Origin of the sequence: uncultured Thiothrix sp. (assembly GCF_937873765.1) — a bacterium.
Lineage (GTDB): Bacteria > Pseudomonadota > Gammaproteobacteria > Thiotrichales > Thiotrichaceae > Thiolinea.
The window spans coordinates 12,618-31,640 of sequence record NZ_CALMZC010000051.1; the positions used below are offsets into that span (position 1 = coordinate 12,618).

At 46.4% G+C, this 19,023-nt stretch carries 16 protein-coding genes; 13 read left to right on the forward strand and 3 right to left on the reverse strand.

Annotated elements, in window-relative coordinates; genetic code table 11:
* Positions 1-30: 30 nt before the first annotated feature.
* Entirely contained in the window at positions 31-741 is a 711-nt protein-coding gene (locus Q0307_RS14715; protein ID WP_298661568.1) for a response regulator transcription factor, read from the reverse strand.
* A complete protein-coding gene (locus Q0307_RS14720) occupies positions 710-3,196 on the reverse strand; it encodes a cache domain-containing protein (protein ID WP_298661569.1) in 2,487 nt (828 codons plus the stop codon). The genes Q0307_RS14715 and Q0307_RS14720 overlap by 32 nt, the downstream gene beginning before the upstream one ends.
* A gap of 187 nt (positions 3,197-3,383) precedes the next feature.
* On the opposite strand from Q0307_RS14720, the gene Q0307_RS14725 reads away from it, so the two are divergent.
* The 12 genes from Q0307_RS14725 (at position 3,384) to Q0307_RS14780 (ending at position 17,210) form a co-directional block, all read left to right on the forward strand.
* Positions 3,384-4,154: an ABC transporter ATP-binding protein gene (locus Q0307_RS14725; RefSeq protein WP_298661570.1), complete on the forward strand. Its 771-nt coding sequence runs from the start codon at positions 3,384-3,386 to the stop codon at positions 4,152-4,154.
* Positions 4,151-4,867: an ABC transporter ATP-binding protein gene (locus Q0307_RS14730; protein ID WP_298661572.1), complete on the forward strand. Its 717-nt coding sequence runs from the start codon at positions 4,151-4,153 to the stop codon at positions 4,865-4,867. Before Q0307_RS14725 ends, Q0307_RS14730 begins: the two co-directional genes overlap by 4 nt.
* 30 nt (positions 4,868-4,897) lie before the next feature.
* A complete protein-coding gene (locus Q0307_RS14735; RefSeq protein ID WP_298661573.1) occupies positions 4,898-6,100 on the forward strand; it encodes an ABC transporter substrate-binding protein in 1,203 nt (400 codons plus the stop codon).
* A 77-nt stretch (positions 6,101-6,177) separates the two neighbouring features.
* Positions 6,178-7,065, forward strand: coding sequence for a branched-chain amino acid ABC transporter permease (locus Q0307_RS14740; protein WP_298661574.1), 888 nt, complete (start codon positions 6,178-6,180; stop codon positions 7,063-7,065).
* A 3-nt stretch (positions 7,066-7,068) separates the two neighbouring features.
* A complete protein-coding gene (locus Q0307_RS14745; protein WP_298661575.1) occupies positions 7,069-8,001 on the forward strand; it encodes a branched-chain amino acid ABC transporter permease in 933 nt (310 codons plus the stop codon).
* Positions 8,002-8,023: 22 nt separating this feature from the next.
* Entirely contained in the window at positions 8,024-9,655 is a 1,632-nt protein-coding gene (locus Q0307_RS14750) for an acyl-CoA synthetase (protein ID WP_298661576.1), read from the forward strand.
* Between the two features lie 128 nt (positions 9,656-9,783).
* Complete coding sequence (locus tag Q0307_RS14755; RefSeq protein ID WP_298661578.1) at positions 9,784-10,536, forward strand: electron transfer flavoprotein subunit beta/FixA family protein; 753 nt, start codon at positions 9,784-9,786, stop codon at positions 10,534-10,536.
* Between the two features lie 17 nt (positions 10,537-10,553).
* Positions 10,554-11,483, forward strand: a complete 930-nt coding sequence (locus tag Q0307_RS14760) for an FAD-binding protein (protein ID WP_298661579.1) — start codon at positions 10,554-10,556, stop codon at positions 11,481-11,483.
* Positions 11,484-11,499: 16 nt separating this feature from the next.
* The gene (locus Q0307_RS14765; RefSeq protein WP_298661580.1) at positions 11,500-13,164 is read left to right on the forward strand and encodes an electron transfer flavoprotein-ubiquinone oxidoreductase; all 1,665 of its coding nucleotides are present in this window, start codon (positions 11,500-11,502) and stop codon (positions 13,162-13,164) included.
* 191 nt (positions 13,165-13,355) lie between these two features.
* Positions 13,356-14,999, forward strand: a complete 1,644-nt coding sequence (locus Q0307_RS14770) for a long-chain-fatty-acid--CoA ligase (RefSeq protein WP_298661581.1) — start codon at positions 13,356-13,358, stop codon at positions 14,997-14,999.
* 18 nt (positions 15,000-15,017) lie between these two features.
* A complete protein-coding gene (locus tag Q0307_RS14775) occupies positions 15,018-16,787 on the forward strand; it encodes an acyl-CoA dehydrogenase (RefSeq protein ID WP_298661582.1) in 1,770 nt (589 codons plus the stop codon).
* A gap of 9 nt (positions 16,788-16,796) precedes the next feature.
* Positions 16,797-17,210 carry a MaoC family dehydratase gene (locus Q0307_RS14780; protein WP_298661583.1) on the forward strand — a complete coding sequence of 138 codons (414 nt, stop codon included), beginning with the start codon at positions 16,797-16,799 and terminating at the stop codon, positions 17,208-17,210.
* Between the two features lie 47 nt (positions 17,211-17,257).
* On the opposite strand, the gene Q0307_RS14785 is transcribed toward Q0307_RS14780, so the two are convergent.
* Positions 17,258-17,602 (reverse strand): cystatin domain-containing protein, encoded by a 345-nt coding sequence (locus tag Q0307_RS14785; protein WP_298661585.1) that lies wholly within the window; start codon positions 17,600-17,602, stop codon positions 17,258-17,260.
* A 148-nt stretch (positions 17,603-17,750) separates the two neighbouring features.
* Here Q0307_RS14785 and Q0307_RS14790 point away from each other — a divergent pair, with 148 nt between their 5' ends.
* Positions 17,751-19,019, forward strand: coding sequence for an SUMF1/EgtB/PvdO family nonheme iron enzyme (locus tag Q0307_RS14790; RefSeq protein ID WP_298661636.1), 1,269 nt, complete (start codon positions 17,751-17,753; stop codon positions 19,017-19,019).
* Positions 19,020-19,023 lie beyond the last annotated feature (4 nt).

A 19,023-nucleotide genomic window follows, 5' to 3' on the forward strand; every position in this document is an offset into this window, starting at 1 on the left:
TTATAAGTGTAGGATCTGAAATTTTTCTAATCATACCCAAATGACATCGGTCGTCAGCATATAGCCGATGCCATAAACGGTTTTAATCAGGCGTGGATTTTTAGGGTCGGCTTCTAGTTTCTTGCGAATGCGCGACATGCGCACATCAATACAGCGGTCAAAAGCAGCATCACGATCTTGCATCAACTGCTCACGTGAAAGAATCTGCCGAGGGGCACGCAACAGCGTTATTAATAAACCTGCTTCGGCAGCACTTAACACTTCGCAATGTCCTTGTTCATGGGCGAGAGTTAGCGTGCTGACATGAAAAGTCCAAGCATCGAAACTGGCTTGTTGAGCTTGTGGACTATCATTGAGTATGGCTGCCATTTTATCCAAACGGCGTAGAATGCTATTAGTACGCGCGACCAATTCGCGTGGGTCAAAGGGTTTGCTGATATAGTCATCAGCACCGAGTTCTAATCCTAACACCTTATCGGTGAGGCTATCTCGACCCGAGAGGATAATAATCCCCATACTATTGTTATTCATGAGTTGCTTGACTAGATTAAGTCCATCCATATCTGGCAATCCTAAATCAATGATACAGATATCCGGTTGCTGCTTTTTTAATGCATAAAGAGCTTGTCCGCCAGTACGAAAATTTTGGGTTTGATGGCCATAGCGAGCTAGCTCATGGGTCACTAGCTTACAGATATCGGCTTCATCATCAATCACATAAACCAGTTTTCCGGCCTTCATGAGCTTCTCCTCCTTTAGCGGCACGCCAGAGTGCAAGAGCCAAGCTTGCTTGATCGAATGGCTTGCGCAGTAAGGGGAAGTCTAAGCTGGGTGAGTCTTCTGGGTCAATTGTTGGTGAATAGCCACTAATCAGTAGGATTAAACTCTGAGGTTTAAGTTGATGCAATTGTGCAGCGATAGACTTACCATCCAAGCGCCCGGGCAGCATTAAATCAGAAATCAAGCCATCTAAACTTGGAATCGTTTGAATCAACTGCACCGCTTCAGCGGCATCAGCAGCCTCTAAAACATTCACCCCTAAATCTAATAATTGACTACGCACCACGGCGCGCACATCGGCATTGTCATCTACAATTAGTAAGAGCTTGCCCGCTAATAAAGTTTTTATTTCAGAAGTATCAACGGGGTCAGCTAAATGGTTAGCCATTGAGGTTTCACTATGAATCGTAGGCAAAAGTAGCGTAATTTCAGAGCCTTGTGGACTGGTTTGAATACGAATATAACCTTGGGATTGTTTCACAAAGCCATACACCATACTTAAACCTAAACCAGAGTTAGTATTCCCCGTTTTGGTGGTATAGAACGGCTCATAAGCGCGTTGATAAGCATCTTCACTAAATCCCGTTCCTGTATCGCTAATTGTGAGCGCTACATAAGTACCTGCTCTCACCGGCTCATCAAAAGCATCTAAGGACTCACAGACAAGCAGCGTTTCAGTTTTAAACTTTAATTGTCCACCTTGCGGCATGGCATCGCGGGCATTCAAAGCCAGATTAACCAAGGCATTTTCTAACAAACTTACGTCCACCCGCAGGTAGGTATTCGGTGAACGCGCTTGATAAGCCAAGTGAATCGAGTCGGGTAAGGAGCCATGTAATAGCTCGACGGTTTCGCTAATCCGCTGTTCAATTGCAACCGTTTCAGTTTGCAGGGATTGCCGCCGCGCAAAGGAGAGGAGGCGATGGGTAATATCTGCGCCACGACGAGAGGCACGAATCGCGGGGCTGAGTAATTCATCTAAGCCTTCCACTTTTGCATAGCGATCACGGGCTAAGAGTAAGTTACCTAAGATAATCGAAAGTAGGTTATTGAAGTCATGCGCTAAGCCACCGGCTAATTGGCCTACAGCACTCATGCGTTGCGCGCGTGCATTGGTTTCTAATAGCTCTTCGGTGCGCTGTTTGACTTGGGTATCCAGCGTGTCGATATTATCTTTTAAACGCTCCACCATGCCATCAAAGCTAGAAGCGAGTACGCCCACTTCATCTGCAGTTTTAATCCCACTTTTAGCAGATAAATCACCAGAGCTGACGCGCTGTGCCGTGGCTGCTAATTGCTCTAAAGGTTGGGTGATTCGATTCACGAAGAAATAGGCTAAGCCTAAAGCAGCGAGTAAAGTGATAATTGCTAAAGTCAGAATGCGGCTACTGAGTTTATCTGAGCTACTACTCAATTCAGCTAGGTAGACCGTGGAGCAGATATACCAATCAAAACCCTGCAAATGCCGCACCAGTGAAAGCTTCTCGTAGACATAGTTACCCGGGTCATCCGGTTTATCCCATAAATAATGTAATTCACTGCCCGTATCGGCAACACGTTTCAAATCATCCGCAATTTTGTTTTGGCTGAGTGGATTAATCAGCTCAGCAATATCTTTCTGATCAATATTCGCATTAGGGTGAATCAGCATCTGATTATGTGCATCAAAAATGAAGAGATAACCGCTTTTAGCCACTTTAATCTCATTGAGTGCAGTGCGTAGTTCGTTAATTGCACGGTCTTTACGCTGCTGAATTTCTTTTTCTAAATCATCCAGAAATACACCTGCACCAATCACTATGCCCCATTCTGGATAGTTTTTGACATAGGAGTATTTATCTAAAGCTTGTGCACCCGTGGGGCGGAGCCATTGATATTCATAGAAGCCTGCACCATCGCGAATTGCATTTTTTATTAAATTAGGCACGATAGGAATGCCATTGGCATCTACCGTATCCTGCATATTTTGCTGATGAAAACGTGGATCAGGATGCGAAAGCATTTTCCCCTGATAATCCGCGATCCAAATATAGTCTTGGTTGCCATAGTTAAAATGGCGAATTGTTTCATAAGCTTGGGCAAGGGTTAGTTCGCGATTTTGACCTCGCTCTTGCGCGGTTTGTAACACGCTCTTGAGGTAAGACTCAGTGATAGAGACAGCCACTTTCAGTTGCTGTTGATGAGATTTTAGGGTTTGGGCACGATAATCCTCAACATTCACATACATCCGACTAGCCAATTCAAACACATTGTTTAGGGCAGTGCGGCTAGCATTGCGTTCAATCTCAAATACAGTCTGCTTAATCAGCGGTACTGAGTACATATAAATAAACACAAAAGTAGCTAGCAAAATGCTCAATAGCAGCAAAAAGAACTGCCTTGATAAGCGTGAATTTAAAGGTTTAAGCCGATACATGCCCTGCTTCCTCGGTAAGCTAGACGTCAACAGTACAAGCAAAAAGCTTTACTCGCCTAGTGCTAAGTTGAAGAAATTCAAGGTTTTTAAGGTATTTTTGCTGCGCAACAATTCGTTACATTCTTGCAATACTGTCGCAAACATCTGGCCTTAAGATCAGCTCGCAAGTGATTGGAGGAGCCAATACGTGAGCGAGCAAATTATTTTGGAAACTCGAAATCTGACCAAAGGTTTTAAGGGTTTCACGGCGGTGGATAAGGTCAATTTACAGATTCAGCGCGGCCATATTCATGCCCTGATTGGCCCCAATGGTGCGGGCAAAACGACGGTGTTCAATCTACTGACTAAATATTTGATCCCCACTTCTGGGCAGATTTTGTTCAATGGCAAAGATATTACGCCGCTGGAAGCTTCCAAAATTGCGCAATTAGGTTTGGTGCGTTCGTTTCAGATTTCTGCAGTATTCCCCAAGCTCACTGTCTTAGAAAACGTACGGATTGCGCTGCAGCAAAAAGAAGGCAATAGCTTCCAGTTCTGGAAATCCGACAAAGTTTTAAATCGCTTAAATCCGCGTGCGGAAGAGTTATTGGCGGCAGTAGGTTTATTAGATTTTGCTAAAGCCACCACCCTCGATTTGCCGTATGGACGTAAACGTGCTTTAGAAATTGCCACCACCTTAGCACTAGATCCTGAAATGCTGCTTTTAGATGAACCCACTCAAGGGATGGGTCATGAAGATGTGGCAGTCGTCGCGGCTTTAATTAAAAAAGTTTCAGCAGAGCGCACCATTCTAATGGTCGAGCACAATCTGCATGTGGTTTCACAGCTCGCGGATCGGATTACGGTTTTACAGCGTGGTGCAGTGCTAACCGAAGGCGACTATGCCACTGTCTCAGCCGATCCACGGGTGAAAGAAGCTTATCTTGGCGTAGCCGCTGATGCAGAGGTAGCAGCATGAAAATAGGCCACGGTGATGAGAAATTAAGAGTCAGTGATCTACATGCGTTCTATGGCGAATCACACATTCTGCATGGTATTGATTTGCATGTAAATCGAGGCGAACTAGTCACCCTACTAGGGCGTAATGGCTCAGGTCGTTCTACGACCTTGAAAGCCATTATGAACATGGTGGGACGGCGCAGTGGCAGTATCAATATTAATGGCACAGAAACCATTGGCTTACCCGCGCATCGGATCGCTCATTTAGGCATGGGCTTTTGCCCTGAAGAGCGCGGGATCTTTTCTAGCCTGAATGTGGAAGAAAACTTGTTGTTGCCGCCGACAGTACGTAGCGACGGTATGAGCTTAGATGAAATCTATCAAATGTTCCCCAACTTATATGAGCGTCGTACTAGCCAAGGCACACGTCTATCCGGTGGCGAACAGCAAATGTTGGCCTTAGCGCGCATCCTGCGCACGGGCGCGAATATCTTATTGCTGGATGAAATCACTGAAGGCTTAGCGCCCGTGATTGTGAAAAAGTTGGGCGAAGTCTTAGGCCAACTGAAGCGCAAAAATTTAACCATTCTATTAGTTGAGCAAAACTTCCATTTTGCAGCACCCATCGCAGATCGGCATTACGTGATGGAGCATGGGCAAATTGTGGAAGAGGTTCAACAGTCTGAATTAGCAGCAAAAACTGAATTATTAAACACCCTACTTGGGGTGTGATCATTTATTAGATTGGAGAAGAGGAAAAGTATGAAAAAGGTTTTATTAGCAAGCGCAATTGCCCTGAGCCTAGCACTAACCAATGCTCAAGCTGAAGGCATTTCCGATGATAAAGTAAAAATCGGTGTCTTGGCCGATATGGGCGGCACTTATGCGGATGTCTGCGGTAAAGGTTGTGTGGCTGCTGTGGAAATGGCGGTGGCTGATTTTGGTGGCAAGGTTTTAGATAAAACCATTGAAGTGGTGTCAGCCGATGACCAAAACAAGCCAGACGTTGGCTCAGCCATCGTGCGTGAGTGGCTGGATAAAGACAAAGTTGATGCAGTTGGCGGGATTGTCGCGTCTTCAGTCGGTTTAGCTGCCGCTAAAGTCACTAATGAAGCAAAAAAACCTTTATTAATTTCAACGGCAGGTAGTACTGCATTCACAACCAAACAATGCTCACCCTACAACGCGCACTGGACTTATGACGTGGTTGCTTTAGCGAATGGCACGGTGAAGCCTTTGGTCGCAGCCGGTAAGAAAAAGTGGTTCTTTATCACGGCAGACTATGAATTCGGTCATGCTTTGGAAAAAGTATCAACCGGCGTTATTGAAAAGAATGGTGGCCAAGTAGTCGGTAGCGTGAAAGTGCCTTTAGGGACGACAGATTATTCTTCGTATATTCTCCAAGCGCAGTCTTCTGGGGCTGACGCAGTGGCTTTAGCCAATGCCGGTAAAGACTTTGTGAACTCTTTAAAGGGTGCTAGTGAGTTTGGTTTAAGCAAACAAGCTACCATGGTTGGTTTGTTAGTGTTCTCCTCAGATGTACAAGCCTTGGATCCTGCGTTGATTGCAGATATGCGTTTGACCACTGGTTTCTATAGTGAAATGGATGACAAAACCAAAGAATGGTCGAAGCGCTTCAAAGAAAAATTTGGTAAAACCCCAACGATGGGTCAAGCCGGAGCTTATTCGTCCACCATGGCTTATCTGAATGCGGTCAAAGAAGCTGGTACAGATGAGGGTGAGGCAGTCATGGCGAAAATGAAGGCAACTAAGCCAGATGATTTCTTTGCACGCAATGCCGAGTTCCGTGCCGATGGGCGCATGGTGCATGACATGTATCAAGTGCGGGTAAAGAAAGCGGATGAGCGTGCGAATGAAGATGACATTTTTGCTCTAGAGCAAACCTTAGCAGGCAATGATGTTTATCTGCCGATGGACGACGCTTGTAATTTCAGCAAAAAATAACCCCAAGTGTATAGCCCTAGCAGTGAGTCTCTCCTCCTAAATCTGCTAGGGCTCATACCATCAGCAGAGTAGTGTTTATGGATACAGTTTTCGGTATCAATCCGGTCGCTTTGTTTGGGCAATTGCTGGTTGGGCTGATCAACGGCTCATTTTATGCACTGCTCAGTCTAGGACTTGCGATTATTTTTGGTCTTTTACGCATTATCAATTTTGCTCAAGGCGCCTTGTATATGATGGGCGCGTTCTTCGCTTGGTTGGGTTTAGAGTATTTAGGGATTAATTATTGGTGGGCTTTGCTGATTGTGCCACCTGTGGTGGGTTTAATCGGTATTCTAATTGAGCGCTTTTTAATTCGCCCGATTGCCCATGAAGATCATTTGTATAGCTTGTTGCTTACCTTCGGGGTAGCGTTAGTTTTACAGGGTGTGTTCAATCATCTCTTTGGCTCTTCTGGTAAGCCTTATTCTATCCCCGAGTCCTTACAGGGTGTCGTCAATTTAGGTTTTATGTACCTGCCGATTTATCGCGGTTGGATTATTGTCATTTCATTATTAGTCTGTTTCGGGACTTGGTGGGCGATTGAGAAAACTAAATTAGGCGCTTATTTGCGAGCAGGTACTGAGAATGCGCGTCTTTTACAAGCTTTCGGGATTAATGTGCCGTTGATGGTGACCTTGACCTTCGGTTTTGGTGTGGCTTTAGCAGGTCTAGCGGGTGTTTTAGCTGCACCTATTTATTCAGTCAGCCCCGATATGGGGGCCAATATCTTAATCGTAGTCTTTGCAATCGTGGTCATCGGTGGAATGGGCTCGATTGGTGGGGCAATCCTTACTGGTATTGGCATGGGAGTGATTGAAGGTTTAACCAAATACTTTTACCCCGAGGCTTCCAATACGATTATTTTTATGGTGATGGTCGTGGTCTTATTAATTAAGCCTGCTGGCTTGTTTGGAAAGGAGGCTTAAATCATGGAAATGCTGAAATCGAATAAGTTCAATATCGTTTTGCTAGCTTTAGCCTTAGTGATTCCCTTAGCTGTTTACCCTGTGTTTTTAATGAAGGTCTTATGTTTTGGGTTATTTGCTGCAGCCTTTAATTTAATGTTGGGTTTTGTGGGGATGTTGTCCTTTGGACATGCAGCTTTTTTAGCTATGGGGGGGTATGTCACTGGCTATTTAATGTCAAACGCAGGCTTAACCCCTGAAATTGGTATTCTTTGTGGGACTTTTGCCTCAGCAGTTTTGGGGTATTTATTTGGCAATTTGTCAGTTAAGCGTGAAGGCATTTATTTTGCAATGGTGACTTTAGCTTTATCACAATTACTATTCTTCTTTTTCCTACAAGCACCGTTTACTGAGGGTGAGAATGGCTTACAGGGGATTCCTCGCGGTCATTTATTTGGTTTGATTGATTTGAATCATAATCTATCGATGTATTATTTTGTACTTGCAGTGTTCTTATTAGGTTTTTGGTTAATCTATCGAACTATTCATTCACCCTTTGGGCAAGTACTAAAAGCCATTCGTGAAAATGAACCACGGGCTATTTCGCTTGGCTATAATGTACGTCAGTATAAATTAATGGCCTTTGTGATCTCAGCCGCCTTGTCGGGTTTGGCCGGATCGACTAAAGCCTTAGTATTTCAATTGGAATCTCTGACCGATGCACACTGGCATATGTCCGGTGAAGTGGTACTGATGACCCTAGTGGGCGGGATGGGCACGATCTTTGGACCCTTGGTAGGTGCTGCAGTGGTAGTTGGGATTGAAAACTTTTTTTCAGGCGGGGAATTAGGGACTTATATTCATATCATTATGGGCTTGATTTTCATCGTCTGTGTCTTGGCTTTCAGAAGTGGTATCGTGGGTGAGTTTAATAAATTCGTAAAGAATAACTTTTAATCGGACAGGAGGAGTCTGAGCGATGTCTGATCGGAATATTTATGAACAAGGTTTGGATCAAGTAGCCGCCAATTATGAGCCGTTGAGCCCCTTAACCTTCCTAGAGCGTGCAGCTTCAGTACACCCGAATAAAACCGCTGTCGTGCATGGTGCTGTACGGCGTACTTGGGCTGAAACTTATAAGCGTTGTCGGCAATTAGCCAGTGCTTTACAGCAAAAAGGCATTAGTGTGGGTGATACCGTCTCCATTATGTGCCCGAATTTGCCTGAGCATTTTGAAGCACATTTCGGCGTGCCCATGGCCGGTGCAGTGCTCAATTCTATCAATACGCGCTTAGATGCTCCCGCTGTAGCTTTCATTCTTGAGCATGGCGAAGCCAAGATTTTGATTACTGAACGTGAAATGGCACCGATTGTGAAAGAGGCACTCAAATTAGTCGCTCATCCACCTTTCGTGATTGATATTGACGATCCATCCTTTGTCGGTGGCGAGTTGTTGGGGGCGATTAATTATGAAGATTTCATTGCACAAGGTGATCCTGCGTTTGCATGGCAGAGCCCCGAGAATGAATGGAATGCGATTACTTTAAATTACACCTCAGGTACAACGGGCAATCCTAAAGGTGTGGTTTATCACCATCGTGGAGCTTATTTAAATGCAGTCAGCAATGCGCTTTCATGGGGAATGCCTAGTCGTTCGGTGTATTTGTGGACGCTGCCGATGTTCCATTGCAACGGGTGGTGTTTCCCGTGGACAGTGGCAGCAGTCACTGGGGTGAACGTGTGCTTGCGGCATGTACGGGCAGATAAAATTGTTGAATTAATTAAGCAGGAAAAAGTGGATCATTTCTGCGGTGCGCCAATTGTATTAAGCATGATCAGTGGCTTACCAGCTGAGCAAAAAGCAGGGATTGACCATGCTGTTAAAGTCATGACAGCCGGTGCTCCACCGCCCGCCGCAGTGATTCAAAGCATGGAAGAAATGGGTTTTGATGTGATCCATGTGTATGGCCTCACCGAAACCTATGGCCCTTGTGTGGTTTCTGAGTGGAATGATGAGTGGGACAATCGTAGTATTGAGGAAAAAGCACGTTTAAAAGCGCGGCAAGGTGTGCGTGCACCAATGCAAGAAGGCTTGATGGTGGCTGATGCTGAAACCCTAGAGCCAGTGCCTAAAGACGGTGAAACCCTAGGTGAAGTTTTCATGCGTGGTAATATTGTCATGAAAGGTTATCTGAAAAATCCACCGACGACAGAAGAGTCCTTTGCGGGTGGCTGGTTCCATTCCGGTGATTTAGCAGTTTGGCATGCGGATGGGTATATTGAGATCAAGGATCGCTCCAAGGATATTATTATTTCAGGAGGCGAAAATATTTCTTCTATTGAAGTAGAAGACGTTTTATATAAGCATCCCAAGATTCAAGATGTAGCCGTGGTGGCTAAGCATGATGAGAAGTGGGGCGAAGTACCTTGTGCATTTATTCGATTGGTCAGTGATGCTGAAATGACTGAGCAAGAGGTTATCGATTATTGCCGCGAAAATATGGCTCGCTTCAAAATCCCGAAGAAAGTTATCTTCGTAGATTTACCGCGCACCTCGACGGGTAAGGTACAAAAGTTTATCCTCCGAAAGTGGGCTGATGAAGCTAAATAAATCGCTCCCAACAGACAATGTCTCTAAAGAGAGGGTCTCGGCTTTGTTGCGGCAAGAGAGAGGTTGCAACAAATTGCCAGCTTAGTCAGTTCGCTTTGAAGGTCAATTAAATTTAAAGGTTAGCTAAGATGAAGATATTGGTAGCAGTCAAACGCGTCATTGATTACAGCGTCAAAGTACGCGTGAAAGCAGACAACAGTAATGTTGATCTGACGAATGTAAAAATGTCGCTCAACCCGTTTTGCGAAATCGCTGTGGAAGAAGCATTGCGTTTGCGTGAAGCAGGTAAGGCTACCGAAATTGTTGTGGTCTCTATAGGGCCTAAAGCGGCACAAGATCAAATCCGTACAGCCCTCGCGATGGGTGCTGATCGTGGGATTTTCATTGATGCTGGCGATACTGATCTCAATTCGCTCAGTATTGCTAAGCTGTTGGCTAAAGTGGTGCAAGCTGAGCAACCCGGTTTAGTACTCTTAGGTAAACAAGCGATTGATTCCGACAATAACCAAACCGGTCAAATGCTGGCTGCCCTCTGTGCTTATCCACAAGCGACTTTTGCCTCTAAGGTAGTTGTCGATGGTGATACGGCTACGGTCACGCGTGAAATTGATGGTGGTTTGCAAACTTTGCAATTAACCCTGCCTGCAGTAGTAACGGCTGACTTACGTTTAAATGAACCACGCTATGTCAAACTTCCTGACATTATGAAAGCGAAGAAAAAGCCTTTAGCGGTGACTAGCCCATCTGAAATGGGTGTGAATGTGGCTAATACTATCACTTTAGTTCGCGTAGATGCGCCAGCCGAGCGTAGTGCAGGGATTAAGGTCGACAGTGTTGATGCGTTAATCGATGCACTGAAAAACAAAGCTAAAGTCATTTAATGGAGAGGAGCGACAGCATGAGTAATTTAGTTATTGCCGAACACGACAACCAAAATTTAAAAGCGTCTACTCTCAATGCCATCACTGCTGCGAGCAAAATCGGCGGTGATATTGATGTCCTAGTCGTTGGTAGCAATTGCCAAGCGGTAGCACAAGCCGTGGCTGCGGTTGCTGGCGTGTCTAAAGTACGGGTGGCTGATAATGCCGCTTATGCGCATCAGTTAGCCGAAAATACCGCGCAATTGGTGGCTAGCCTAGCCCCCGCTTATACGCATCTATTAGCCCCTGCCACCCCAGCAGGAAAGAACTTAATGCCACGGGTAGCAGCTCTGCTCGATGTCAATCAACTCACCGATATTATGGCTGTGGTTAGCCCAGATACTTTCAAGCGCCCTATTTACGCAGGTAATGCGATTGCCACAGTGCAAAGTAGCGACAAGATTAAAGTGATGTCCGTGCGGATCACCGCCTTTGATGCAGCCGCCACAACTGGCGGTAGTGCTGCGATTGAAGCTGTGAACGACGTTTTTACGGCAGATAAAACTAAGTTCATCGGTGAGGAAGTGGCGAAATCGGATCGCCCTGAATTGACCTCAGCGAAGATTGTTGTCTCTGGTGGTCGTGGCGTTGGTTCTGCAGATAATTTTAAAATTATCTATGCCTTAGCGGATAAATTAGGTGCAGCGGTGGGCGCAAGCCGGGCTGCAGTAGACGCAGGTTTTGTCCCGAATGATATGCAAGTGGGGCAAACCGGTAAGGTGGTAGCACCTGAGGTGTATATCGCGGTTGGGATCTCTGGAGCGATTCAGCACTTAGCGGGTATGAAGGATTCGAAAGTGATCGTGGCGATCAATAAAGATCCTGAAGCACCGATTTTCCAAGTGGCAGATTATGGGTTAGTCGCTGATTTATTTGCGGCTGTGCCAGAAATGACTGGCAAACTTTAAGCTTAGGTAGGCACAGATGGATACTACCGAGATTGAACGCGACTCAATGGAGTTTGATGTCGTGATCGTAGGAGCGGGGCCTGCAGGCTTAGCTTCAGCGTGTCGCTTAATGCAGTTAGCCAAGGAAAATAACCAAGAGCTAACGGTCTGTTTAGTGGAAAAAGGCTCAGAAGTGGGCGCCCATATTCTTTCGGGTGCGGTCATCGAAAGCCGTGCGATTGAAGAGCTCTTTCCGAATTGGAAAGAGCTGGGTGCTCCCTTAAATGTACCCGTTAAACGTGATGAATTGTATTTACTCAGAAGTGAAACGGCTTCCGTTAAAATCCCGAATGCTTTCATTCCAGCCACTATGCACAACGAAGGCAATTATGTAGTGAGCCTTGGCAATGTTTGCCGCTGGTTAGCTGAGCAAGCGGAAGGTTTGGGTGTTGAGGTATTCCCCGGGTTTACTGCCAGCCAACTGCTATTCAATGAAGATGGCAGTGTAGCGGGTATTATCACTGGTGATATGGGGGTCGGGGTCGATGGTGAGGCTAAAGACAGCTTCACACCCGGTATGGAGCTGCGTGCGAAATACACGATCTTTGCCGAAGGTTGCCGTGGTCACTTAGGCAAGCAGTTGTATAGCCAATTCCAACTGGATGCTGACTCCGATGCCCAGCATTATGGCATTGGCATTAAAGAGCTTTGGGATATTGATCCGAGTAAGCATGAAGAGGGTTTAGTCATTCATGGTTCGGGTTGGCCTTTAAGTGGTGGTACCAGTGGTGGTTTCTTCCTCTATCACAGTGAAAATAATCAAGCCGTAGTGGGACTGATTGTCGACCTGAACTATAGCAATCCTTATGTGAGTCCTTTCGATGAGTTCCAGCGCATGAAGCATCATCCGTTGGTTGCTAAATATCTCGAAGGTGGCAAACGGGTGGCTTATGGAGCACGGGCGATTGCCAAAGGCGGTTTTAATGCTTTACCCAAAATGCATTTCCCCGGTGGTTTATTGGTCGGTTGTAATGCGGGCACGCTGAATTTTGCAAAAATCAAAGGCACACATACCGCGATGAAAAGCGGCATGTTAGCGGCTGAAGAGATTTTTGCGGCGCTTCAAACGGGTGATACGGGTGGCAAAGACTTAACTGGTTATGACGAGCGCTTCCAAAACTCTTGGGTGTATGAAGAGTTAAAAGCGAGTCGCAATTTTGGTCCTGCTTTGCATAAGTTTGGTTCTTTGCTGGGTGGTGCTTTCAACTTTATCGACCAGAATATTTTTGGTGGTAAGTTGCCAGTGACTCTGCGCGATGATCATCCTGATTATGCACAAATGCGCCCAGCCAGTGAATTCTCGCGGATTGATTATCCTAAACCAGATGGCAAGTTGAGCTTCGATAAATTGAGTTCGGTGTTTTTATCGAATACCAATCATGATGAAGATCAACCTTGCCATTTGCGCTTAACAGATCCCTCGATTCCGATTAGCAAAAACCTGTCTTTATACGATGAACCGGCACAGCGTTATTGCCCTGCCGGTGTGTATGAAGTGCTAGGTGAAGGTGCGAGTGCTCGCTTCCAAATCAATGCACAGAACTGCGTACACTGCAAAACCTGTGATATTAAAGACCCAGCACAGAATATCACTTGGGTAACTCCCGAGGGTGGTGGTGGCCCGAACTATCCGAATATGTAGTCGGGTTTAACCAAAGCAAAGTGGCAGTCGTTCCTGCCACTTGAAGCTAGCAAAGTCCTACTCGCCTTGGCCTAGCGGTGGGGTATCAATAGCAAAAATTGAATGTGAGACAGCGGAGGAGTGAAAAAGCTTAGATAGCGAGCGCATTATCCTTGCGCCCAAAAGCCCAATTTAGCTTGGAGGAGACACTTATGTTAGGCCAAATGATGCAAAGACCCTTGCTCATCGGTTCTTTATTAGAACATGCAGAGCGTTATCATGGGGCGACCGAAATTATTTCCGTCAATACCCGCGGCGGAAAGACAAGAACACAATGGGCAAGCGTTGGAAAACGTGCCCGTCAGTTAGCCAGCCAATTAGAAAAAATGGGGATCCAAGTCGGCGAATGTTGCGCCACTTTGGCTTGGAACAATCATCGCCACTTAGAAATTTATTTTGGAGTTTCCAGCAGCGGGCGGGTTTGCCATACCATCAATCCGCGTCTGTTTCCTGCGCAACTGCAATACATTATTAACCATGCTCAAGATCAGGTACTGTTTTTCGATAAAACCTTCTTGCCTTTGGTTGCGGGTTTACGTGAGCAATTACCAAGTATCAAAGCCTATGTATTGTTGGATGTAGCAGATGAGGAAGTGAAAGCGCAACTGCCCAAGGTCTTGTTTTATGAGGAACTGATTGCCGCAGGAGACAGCAGTTATCAGTGGCCGGAGTTGGATGAAAATGCTGCCTCTAGCTTATGTTATACCTCAGGTACGACCGGTGACCCTAAAGGCGTTTTGTATTCGCATCGCTCCACTGTCTTGCATTCACTCGCAGTGAGTTTGCCAGATAGTTTAAATATCTCTGCGCGCGATTGTGTGATGCCTGTTGTGCCGATGTTTCATGTGAATGCTTGGGGCATTCCCTATGCCGCCGCACTAACAGGTGCGAGTTTGATTATGCCGGGGTCTGGTTTAGATGGTGCAAGCTTACTAAAACTCATTGATGAAGAGCAGGTGACAGTGGCTTTAGGTGTTCCCACCATTTGGCAAGGCTTGTTAGGCGCGATTGAAAAGTCGGGTTCACAAGTACCCAGCTTGAAGCGCACGGTAGTGGGCGGTGCGGCTTGCCCACCCTCAATGATGGCTAAATTCCGTGAGTATGGGGTGGAGACCATTCATGCTTGGGGGATGACTGAGCTAAGTCCGGTTGGGACAGTGAATGCGCTCCTGCATAAGCATGAAAGCCTCACTGTTGAAGAACAACATCAACTGCGCTTGAGTCAAGGCCGTCCTGTGTTTGGGATGGAGTTACGCCTAGTGGACGATGAAGGCGAGGTGCTCGAACACGATGGCAAAACCCAAGGTAATTTGCAGTGTCGTGGGCATTGGGTGGTGGATACTTACTTCCATGTCGAGCATAACGCTTTAGACGATGGGTGGTTCTCAACCGGGGATGTTGCTACCCTTGATGCCGATGGCTATATGAATATTCGTGATCGCTCGAAAGATATTATCAAGTCGGGTGGTGAATGGATCAGCACGGTGGAGCTAGAAAATATTGCTCTGGCGCATCCTGATTTAATTGGCGCAGCAGCAATTGCCACCAAACATGAAAAATGGGATGAGCGCCCCTTATTAATTGCGGTACGCCGTGAAGGTCATGAAGTGTCCACGGCAGAAGTGCTCGCCTTCTTCGATGGAAAAATAGCGAAGTGGCAAATTCCCGATGATGTCATTTTCGTGGAAGCATTGCCGCTGAATGGAACCGGTAAATTAATGAAAAATAAGCTTAGAGAGCAGTATGGCGAGTATTTATTGCAAAAAACTGCCGACTCTAAGCCTAGTAAGATGTGAAATCCTAAGGAGTTTGAAATGAGTTATACCCATCCCTATCAGGATGCTGATTTTGTCCTGCGCCATGTAGTGAAATTTGATGAACTCTGTGCGGATGCGGGGCTAGACGAAGCCAATATGGATTTAGCGGTCGCGGTGCTTGAGGAAGCAGGCAAAATGGGCAGTGAAGTGCTAGCTCCCTTAAATTGGAGTGGCGATCAGGCGGGTATAAGTCTGGGTGCGTATGGGGGGCAAGAAGCACCGGGTTTCAAAGAAGCTTATCAGCAATTTGCAGAAGCCGGTTGGTTATCCTTAGGCGCAGAACCCGAGTTTGGCGGGCAAGGTTTGCCGAATGTGTTGAATACGGCGGTGAATGAGATTTGGCAATCCGCAAATATCTCCTTTGCCCTTTGCCCGATGCTCAGCATGGGGGCGATGGAAAGTATTGGTCACCACGCGAGCCATGAATTGCAGTCTACCTATTTGCCTAAAATGGCGAGTGGTGAATGGACGGGCACAATGAATCTAACCGAGCCGGATGCAGGTTCTGATTTAGCCGCCGTGAAAACGCGCGCAGTGCCGAATGGTGATCATTATCTGGTGACAGGTCAGAAGATTTTCATCACTTGGGGTGATCATCAAATGACTGAGAATATCATTCATTTGGTGCTAGCACGTTTACCAGATGCGCCTGCTGGGGTGAAAGGTATCTCCTTATTTGTCGTACCGAAGTTTTTGTTGGATGCTGAGGGTAACCCGGCTGAACGCAATGCGGCTCACTGTTTATCGGTCGAACATAAGCTGGGTATCCACGCTAGCCCAACCTGTGTGATGGAGTTTAAAGACGCGATTGGCTATATCATCGGTGAGCCAAACAAAGGCTTATCCTATATGTTCACGATGATGAACCATGCCCGCCAAGCGGTCGGTTTGCAGGGGTTGTCGATTTCTGAGCGAGCGTATCAACAAGCTCGCGTATTTGCACGGGAGCGCTTGCAAGGTACTCGTCGTGATGGCTCACGGATTCCGATCATTGAGCATCCAGATGTACGCCGCATGTTGATGGTGATGCGTGCTAGCAATGAGGCGATGCGCGCTTTAGCCTTAGTCGCTGCTGCTGAAGTAGATCGTGCTAAGCATGCGGCTGATGTAGATGCTAAAGCGCAACATGCAGGTCGGGTTGAATTACTTACTCCCATCGTGAAGGGCTGGCTCACTGAGTTATCCCAAGAAATGACTTATCTGAATATTCAGATTCATGGCGGTATGGGCTTCATTGAAGAAACAGGCGCAGCGCAACATTATCGTGATGCACGGATTCTGACCATTTATGAAGGGACGACGGGCATTCAAGCCCTCGACTTTATTGGCCGCAAAACTCTAAGCGATCAAGGGGCTGCCTTAGCTTTGTATCTAGCAGAAATGCAGGTAACGGCTGAAGCCTTGCGCGCTGACAATAATTTGCCAGCGAGTATTGTCGAAGGTTTAGAGTCTGCGATTGAGCGGGGCGTAATGGCGCGTGAGTGGCTGTTAAAATCAGCATCGACTGATGTAAATTTAGCTGGTAGTGCCAGTGTGAACTTCTTAATGCTATTTGGTTATTTAAGTGGTGGCTGGTTAATGGCGAAAGAAGCAGCAGTTGCTCAAGCTCAATTAGCAGCCGGTGAAGGTGATGCACAGTTCTTGAAAAACAAGCTGATCACTGCCCAATTCTATGCCGAGCATTTATTGCCACGTACTCAAGCTCACTTAGCGGCGATGCTGGCAGGTAGTGAAACGATCATGGGTTTAGCAGAAGACGCATTTTAGGAGATTAAGATGCATAAAACCTTTCAAGTTGGCGATAAAGCGGCACGCAAACATACCTTCACCGATGCGGATGTGCACCAGTTCGCAGATTTAACTGGCGACCATAACCCGGTGCATTTAGACGCTGAGTTTGCAGCGGGTACGCAATTCAAAGCGCAGATTGCACACGGGATGTTGGTTGGCAGCTTATTCACTGGGATTCTGGGTGAAGAGTTGCCCGGCCCCGGTTCGATTTATATGGCACAAAACTTGAGCTTTAAAGCGCCGGTTTATTTAGGCCAAGAAGTGACTGCAACGGTGGAAGTGACCAGCATTCGTGAAGGCAAGGGTATTGTGAGCTTTGATACCACAGTCACGGATCAGGAGGGTAAAGTCTTGGTGAAAGGCGATTCAGTGATGTATGTGCCTTGGTTGAAGGCTTAATTCGCTAAAAGTCTACCCCTCCATTGGAGGGGATGGCTTGAAAACAATTACTTCTGCGTCAAACTCATATTACCCTGCAAATCTTTATAGACTACGACCTTATGTTTAGAGCCATCTTGTAGCTCAAGGCTCAGTTTGTAATTCATCCCTGCCACCACTTGTTGTTCAGCTTGGGTGACTTTTCCTAGTAAACCACCTAAGCTTTGCGCAGCGAACTGAGCGGCATTCTGCACTTCTGCATCATTGAGATCCACAGCGGAATAGCCACCTACTATCTGTGGCTGGGTTGGAGCTGGAGTACTTGGCTGTGGAGTTGTCGAAGTTGGATTGGTATTGCAAGCTGTTAATAGGCAACTGATCACAAAAACAAAACAAGCAGCTAATTTTTTCATCGAAATTTCCTTGTGGATAAAAACGCTATCTAAGCTAAATAATTGAGCGCTTGTCAATCGACTTAGCTGGCTTTGCCCTGTACATAAATTCTGTTATTAATACAGTATCCGCATTTACCCTTAACAAAACCTTATACCAAAAATTTTCATCAGTTATGCCCGCGATCAAAGTCATGGCGAACGCTTAGCCGCCGAAACGCAGCAGCAATTGCTCGCGGCGGGCTTTGAGGTTTTCCGCGATGTAATAGGTTTGAAGCCCGGCGATGTTTGGTATCACAAATTAGAGTTTGAATTAGAAACTAGTGATGCGGTGGTGCTGATTGTTTCCGAGAAAGTACGCACCTCGAAATGGGTACACAATGAAATCAGCATGGCACAGGAGCTTAATTTGCCAGTGATTCCAGTGTTTGCAGAGAAAGTACGTTCGCCTTTGTGGTTACGGCATTTGCAGGCTTTGGATTTTTGTACGCAAACCAATTGGGTTTTGCTTATTGAGGCTTTAGCTAGCCAACTGAGTTTCCCATCACCCTCTAGCTCCCTCTCCCGTCGAATAGTGGAGAAGGAACAACCAACCTCTAATAGCCCCTCTAATTCTGGTACAGGGGATGGAGTGAAGATAAAACCTGCTTGGGCAAGTGCTTCAGGTACAGATGAATATGGAGTTTACGCAGATTTAACGATACCTTTTGAGAAAAAAGGGTTTCTTTTCTTGAAGAAGGCTGATGTTGTGGTGCAGCGTTTCCGCTTTATCGAAGCTGGGACATTTTGGATGGGTTCGCCGGAAGATGAGGAAGGGCGTTTTGCTAGTGAAACCCTGCATCAAGTGACTTTAAGCCAATCTTTTTGGTTGGCAGATACAGCCTGTACTCAAGTTTTATGGCAAGCCGTGATGGGTAATAATCCTGCTTATTTTAAAACTAGCTTACAAAACCCTGTTGAACAGGTGAGTTGGAATGATGCGCAAGTGTTTATTCAAAAATTGAACCAACAAATTTCAGGTATAGCGGCTCGACTGCCTACTGAGGCGGAATGGGAATATGCCTGTCGAGCGGGAACAAACAGTGCTTTTGGGTTCGGTGGAAAAAATGATTTGGATACCACTAAGGCGAATTATTCGGGTCAGTGGGATGACTTTAATGTGAGTGGTAAGACAGTAGCTGTAAAAAGTTTCGCTCCGAATCCTTGGGGCTTATATGAAATGCACGGCAATGTTTGGGAATGGTGCGAAGATGGTTATGCCGAGTATCCACTGCAAGCGATCATTGACCCACGCGGAGCGCCTGCAAGTTCTGCCCGTGTGCGGCGCGGCGGGTCGTGGAGCAATTTCGGCTGGAGCGTGCGTTCTGCCTATCGCCGCAGCTACGCGCCCGACGACCGTTACGACGACCTTGGTTTTCGTTTAGCCCTAGGTCATTGAGTTC

Coding starts and splice junctions, on each gene's coding strand:
- Q0307_RS14715 (WP_298661568.1), bottom strand. CDS start 741: ATGAAGGCCGGAAAACTGGTTTATGTGATTGATGATGAAGCCGATATC.
- Q0307_RS14720 (WP_298661569.1), bottom strand. CDS start 3,196: ATGTATCGGCTTAAACCTTTAAATTCACGCTTATCAAGGCAGTTCTTT.
- Q0307_RS14730 (WP_298661572.1), top strand. CDS start 4,151: ATGAAAATAGGCCACGGTGATGAGAAATTAAGAGTCAGTGATCTACAT.
- Q0307_RS14735 (WP_298661573.1), top strand. CDS start 4,898: ATGAAAAAGGTTTTATTAGCAAGCGCAATTGCCCTGAGCCTAGCACTA.
- Q0307_RS14740 (WP_298661574.1), top strand. CDS start 6,178: ATGGATACAGTTTTCGGTATCAATCCGGTCGCTTTGTTTGGGCAATTG.
- Q0307_RS14745 (WP_298661575.1), top strand. CDS start 7,069: ATGGAAATGCTGAAATCGAATAAGTTCAATATCGTTTTGCTAGCTTTA.
- Q0307_RS14750 (WP_298661576.1), top strand. CDS start 8,024: ATGTCTGATCGGAATATTTATGAACAAGGTTTGGATCAAGTAGCCGCC.
- Q0307_RS14755 (WP_298661578.1), top strand. CDS start 9,784: ATGAAGATATTGGTAGCAGTCAAACGCGTCATTGATTACAGCGTCAAA.
- Q0307_RS14760 (WP_298661579.1), top strand. CDS start 10,554: ATGAGTAATTTAGTTATTGCCGAACACGACAACCAAAATTTAAAAGCG.
- Q0307_RS14765 (WP_298661580.1), top strand. CDS start 11,500: ATGGATACTACCGAGATTGAACGCGACTCAATGGAGTTTGATGTCGTG.
- Q0307_RS14770 (WP_298661581.1), top strand. CDS start 13,356: ATGTTAGGCCAAATGATGCAAAGACCCTTGCTCATCGGTTCTTTATTA.
- Q0307_RS14775 (WP_298661582.1), top strand. CDS start 15,018: ATGAGTTATACCCATCCCTATCAGGATGCTGATTTTGTCCTGCGCCAT.
- Q0307_RS14780 (WP_298661583.1), top strand. CDS start 16,797: ATGCATAAAACCTTTCAAGTTGGCGATAAAGCGGCACGCAAACATACC.
- Q0307_RS14785 (WP_298661585.1), bottom strand. CDS start 17,602: ATGAAAAAATTAGCTGCTTGTTTTGTTTTTGTGATCAGTTGCCTATTA.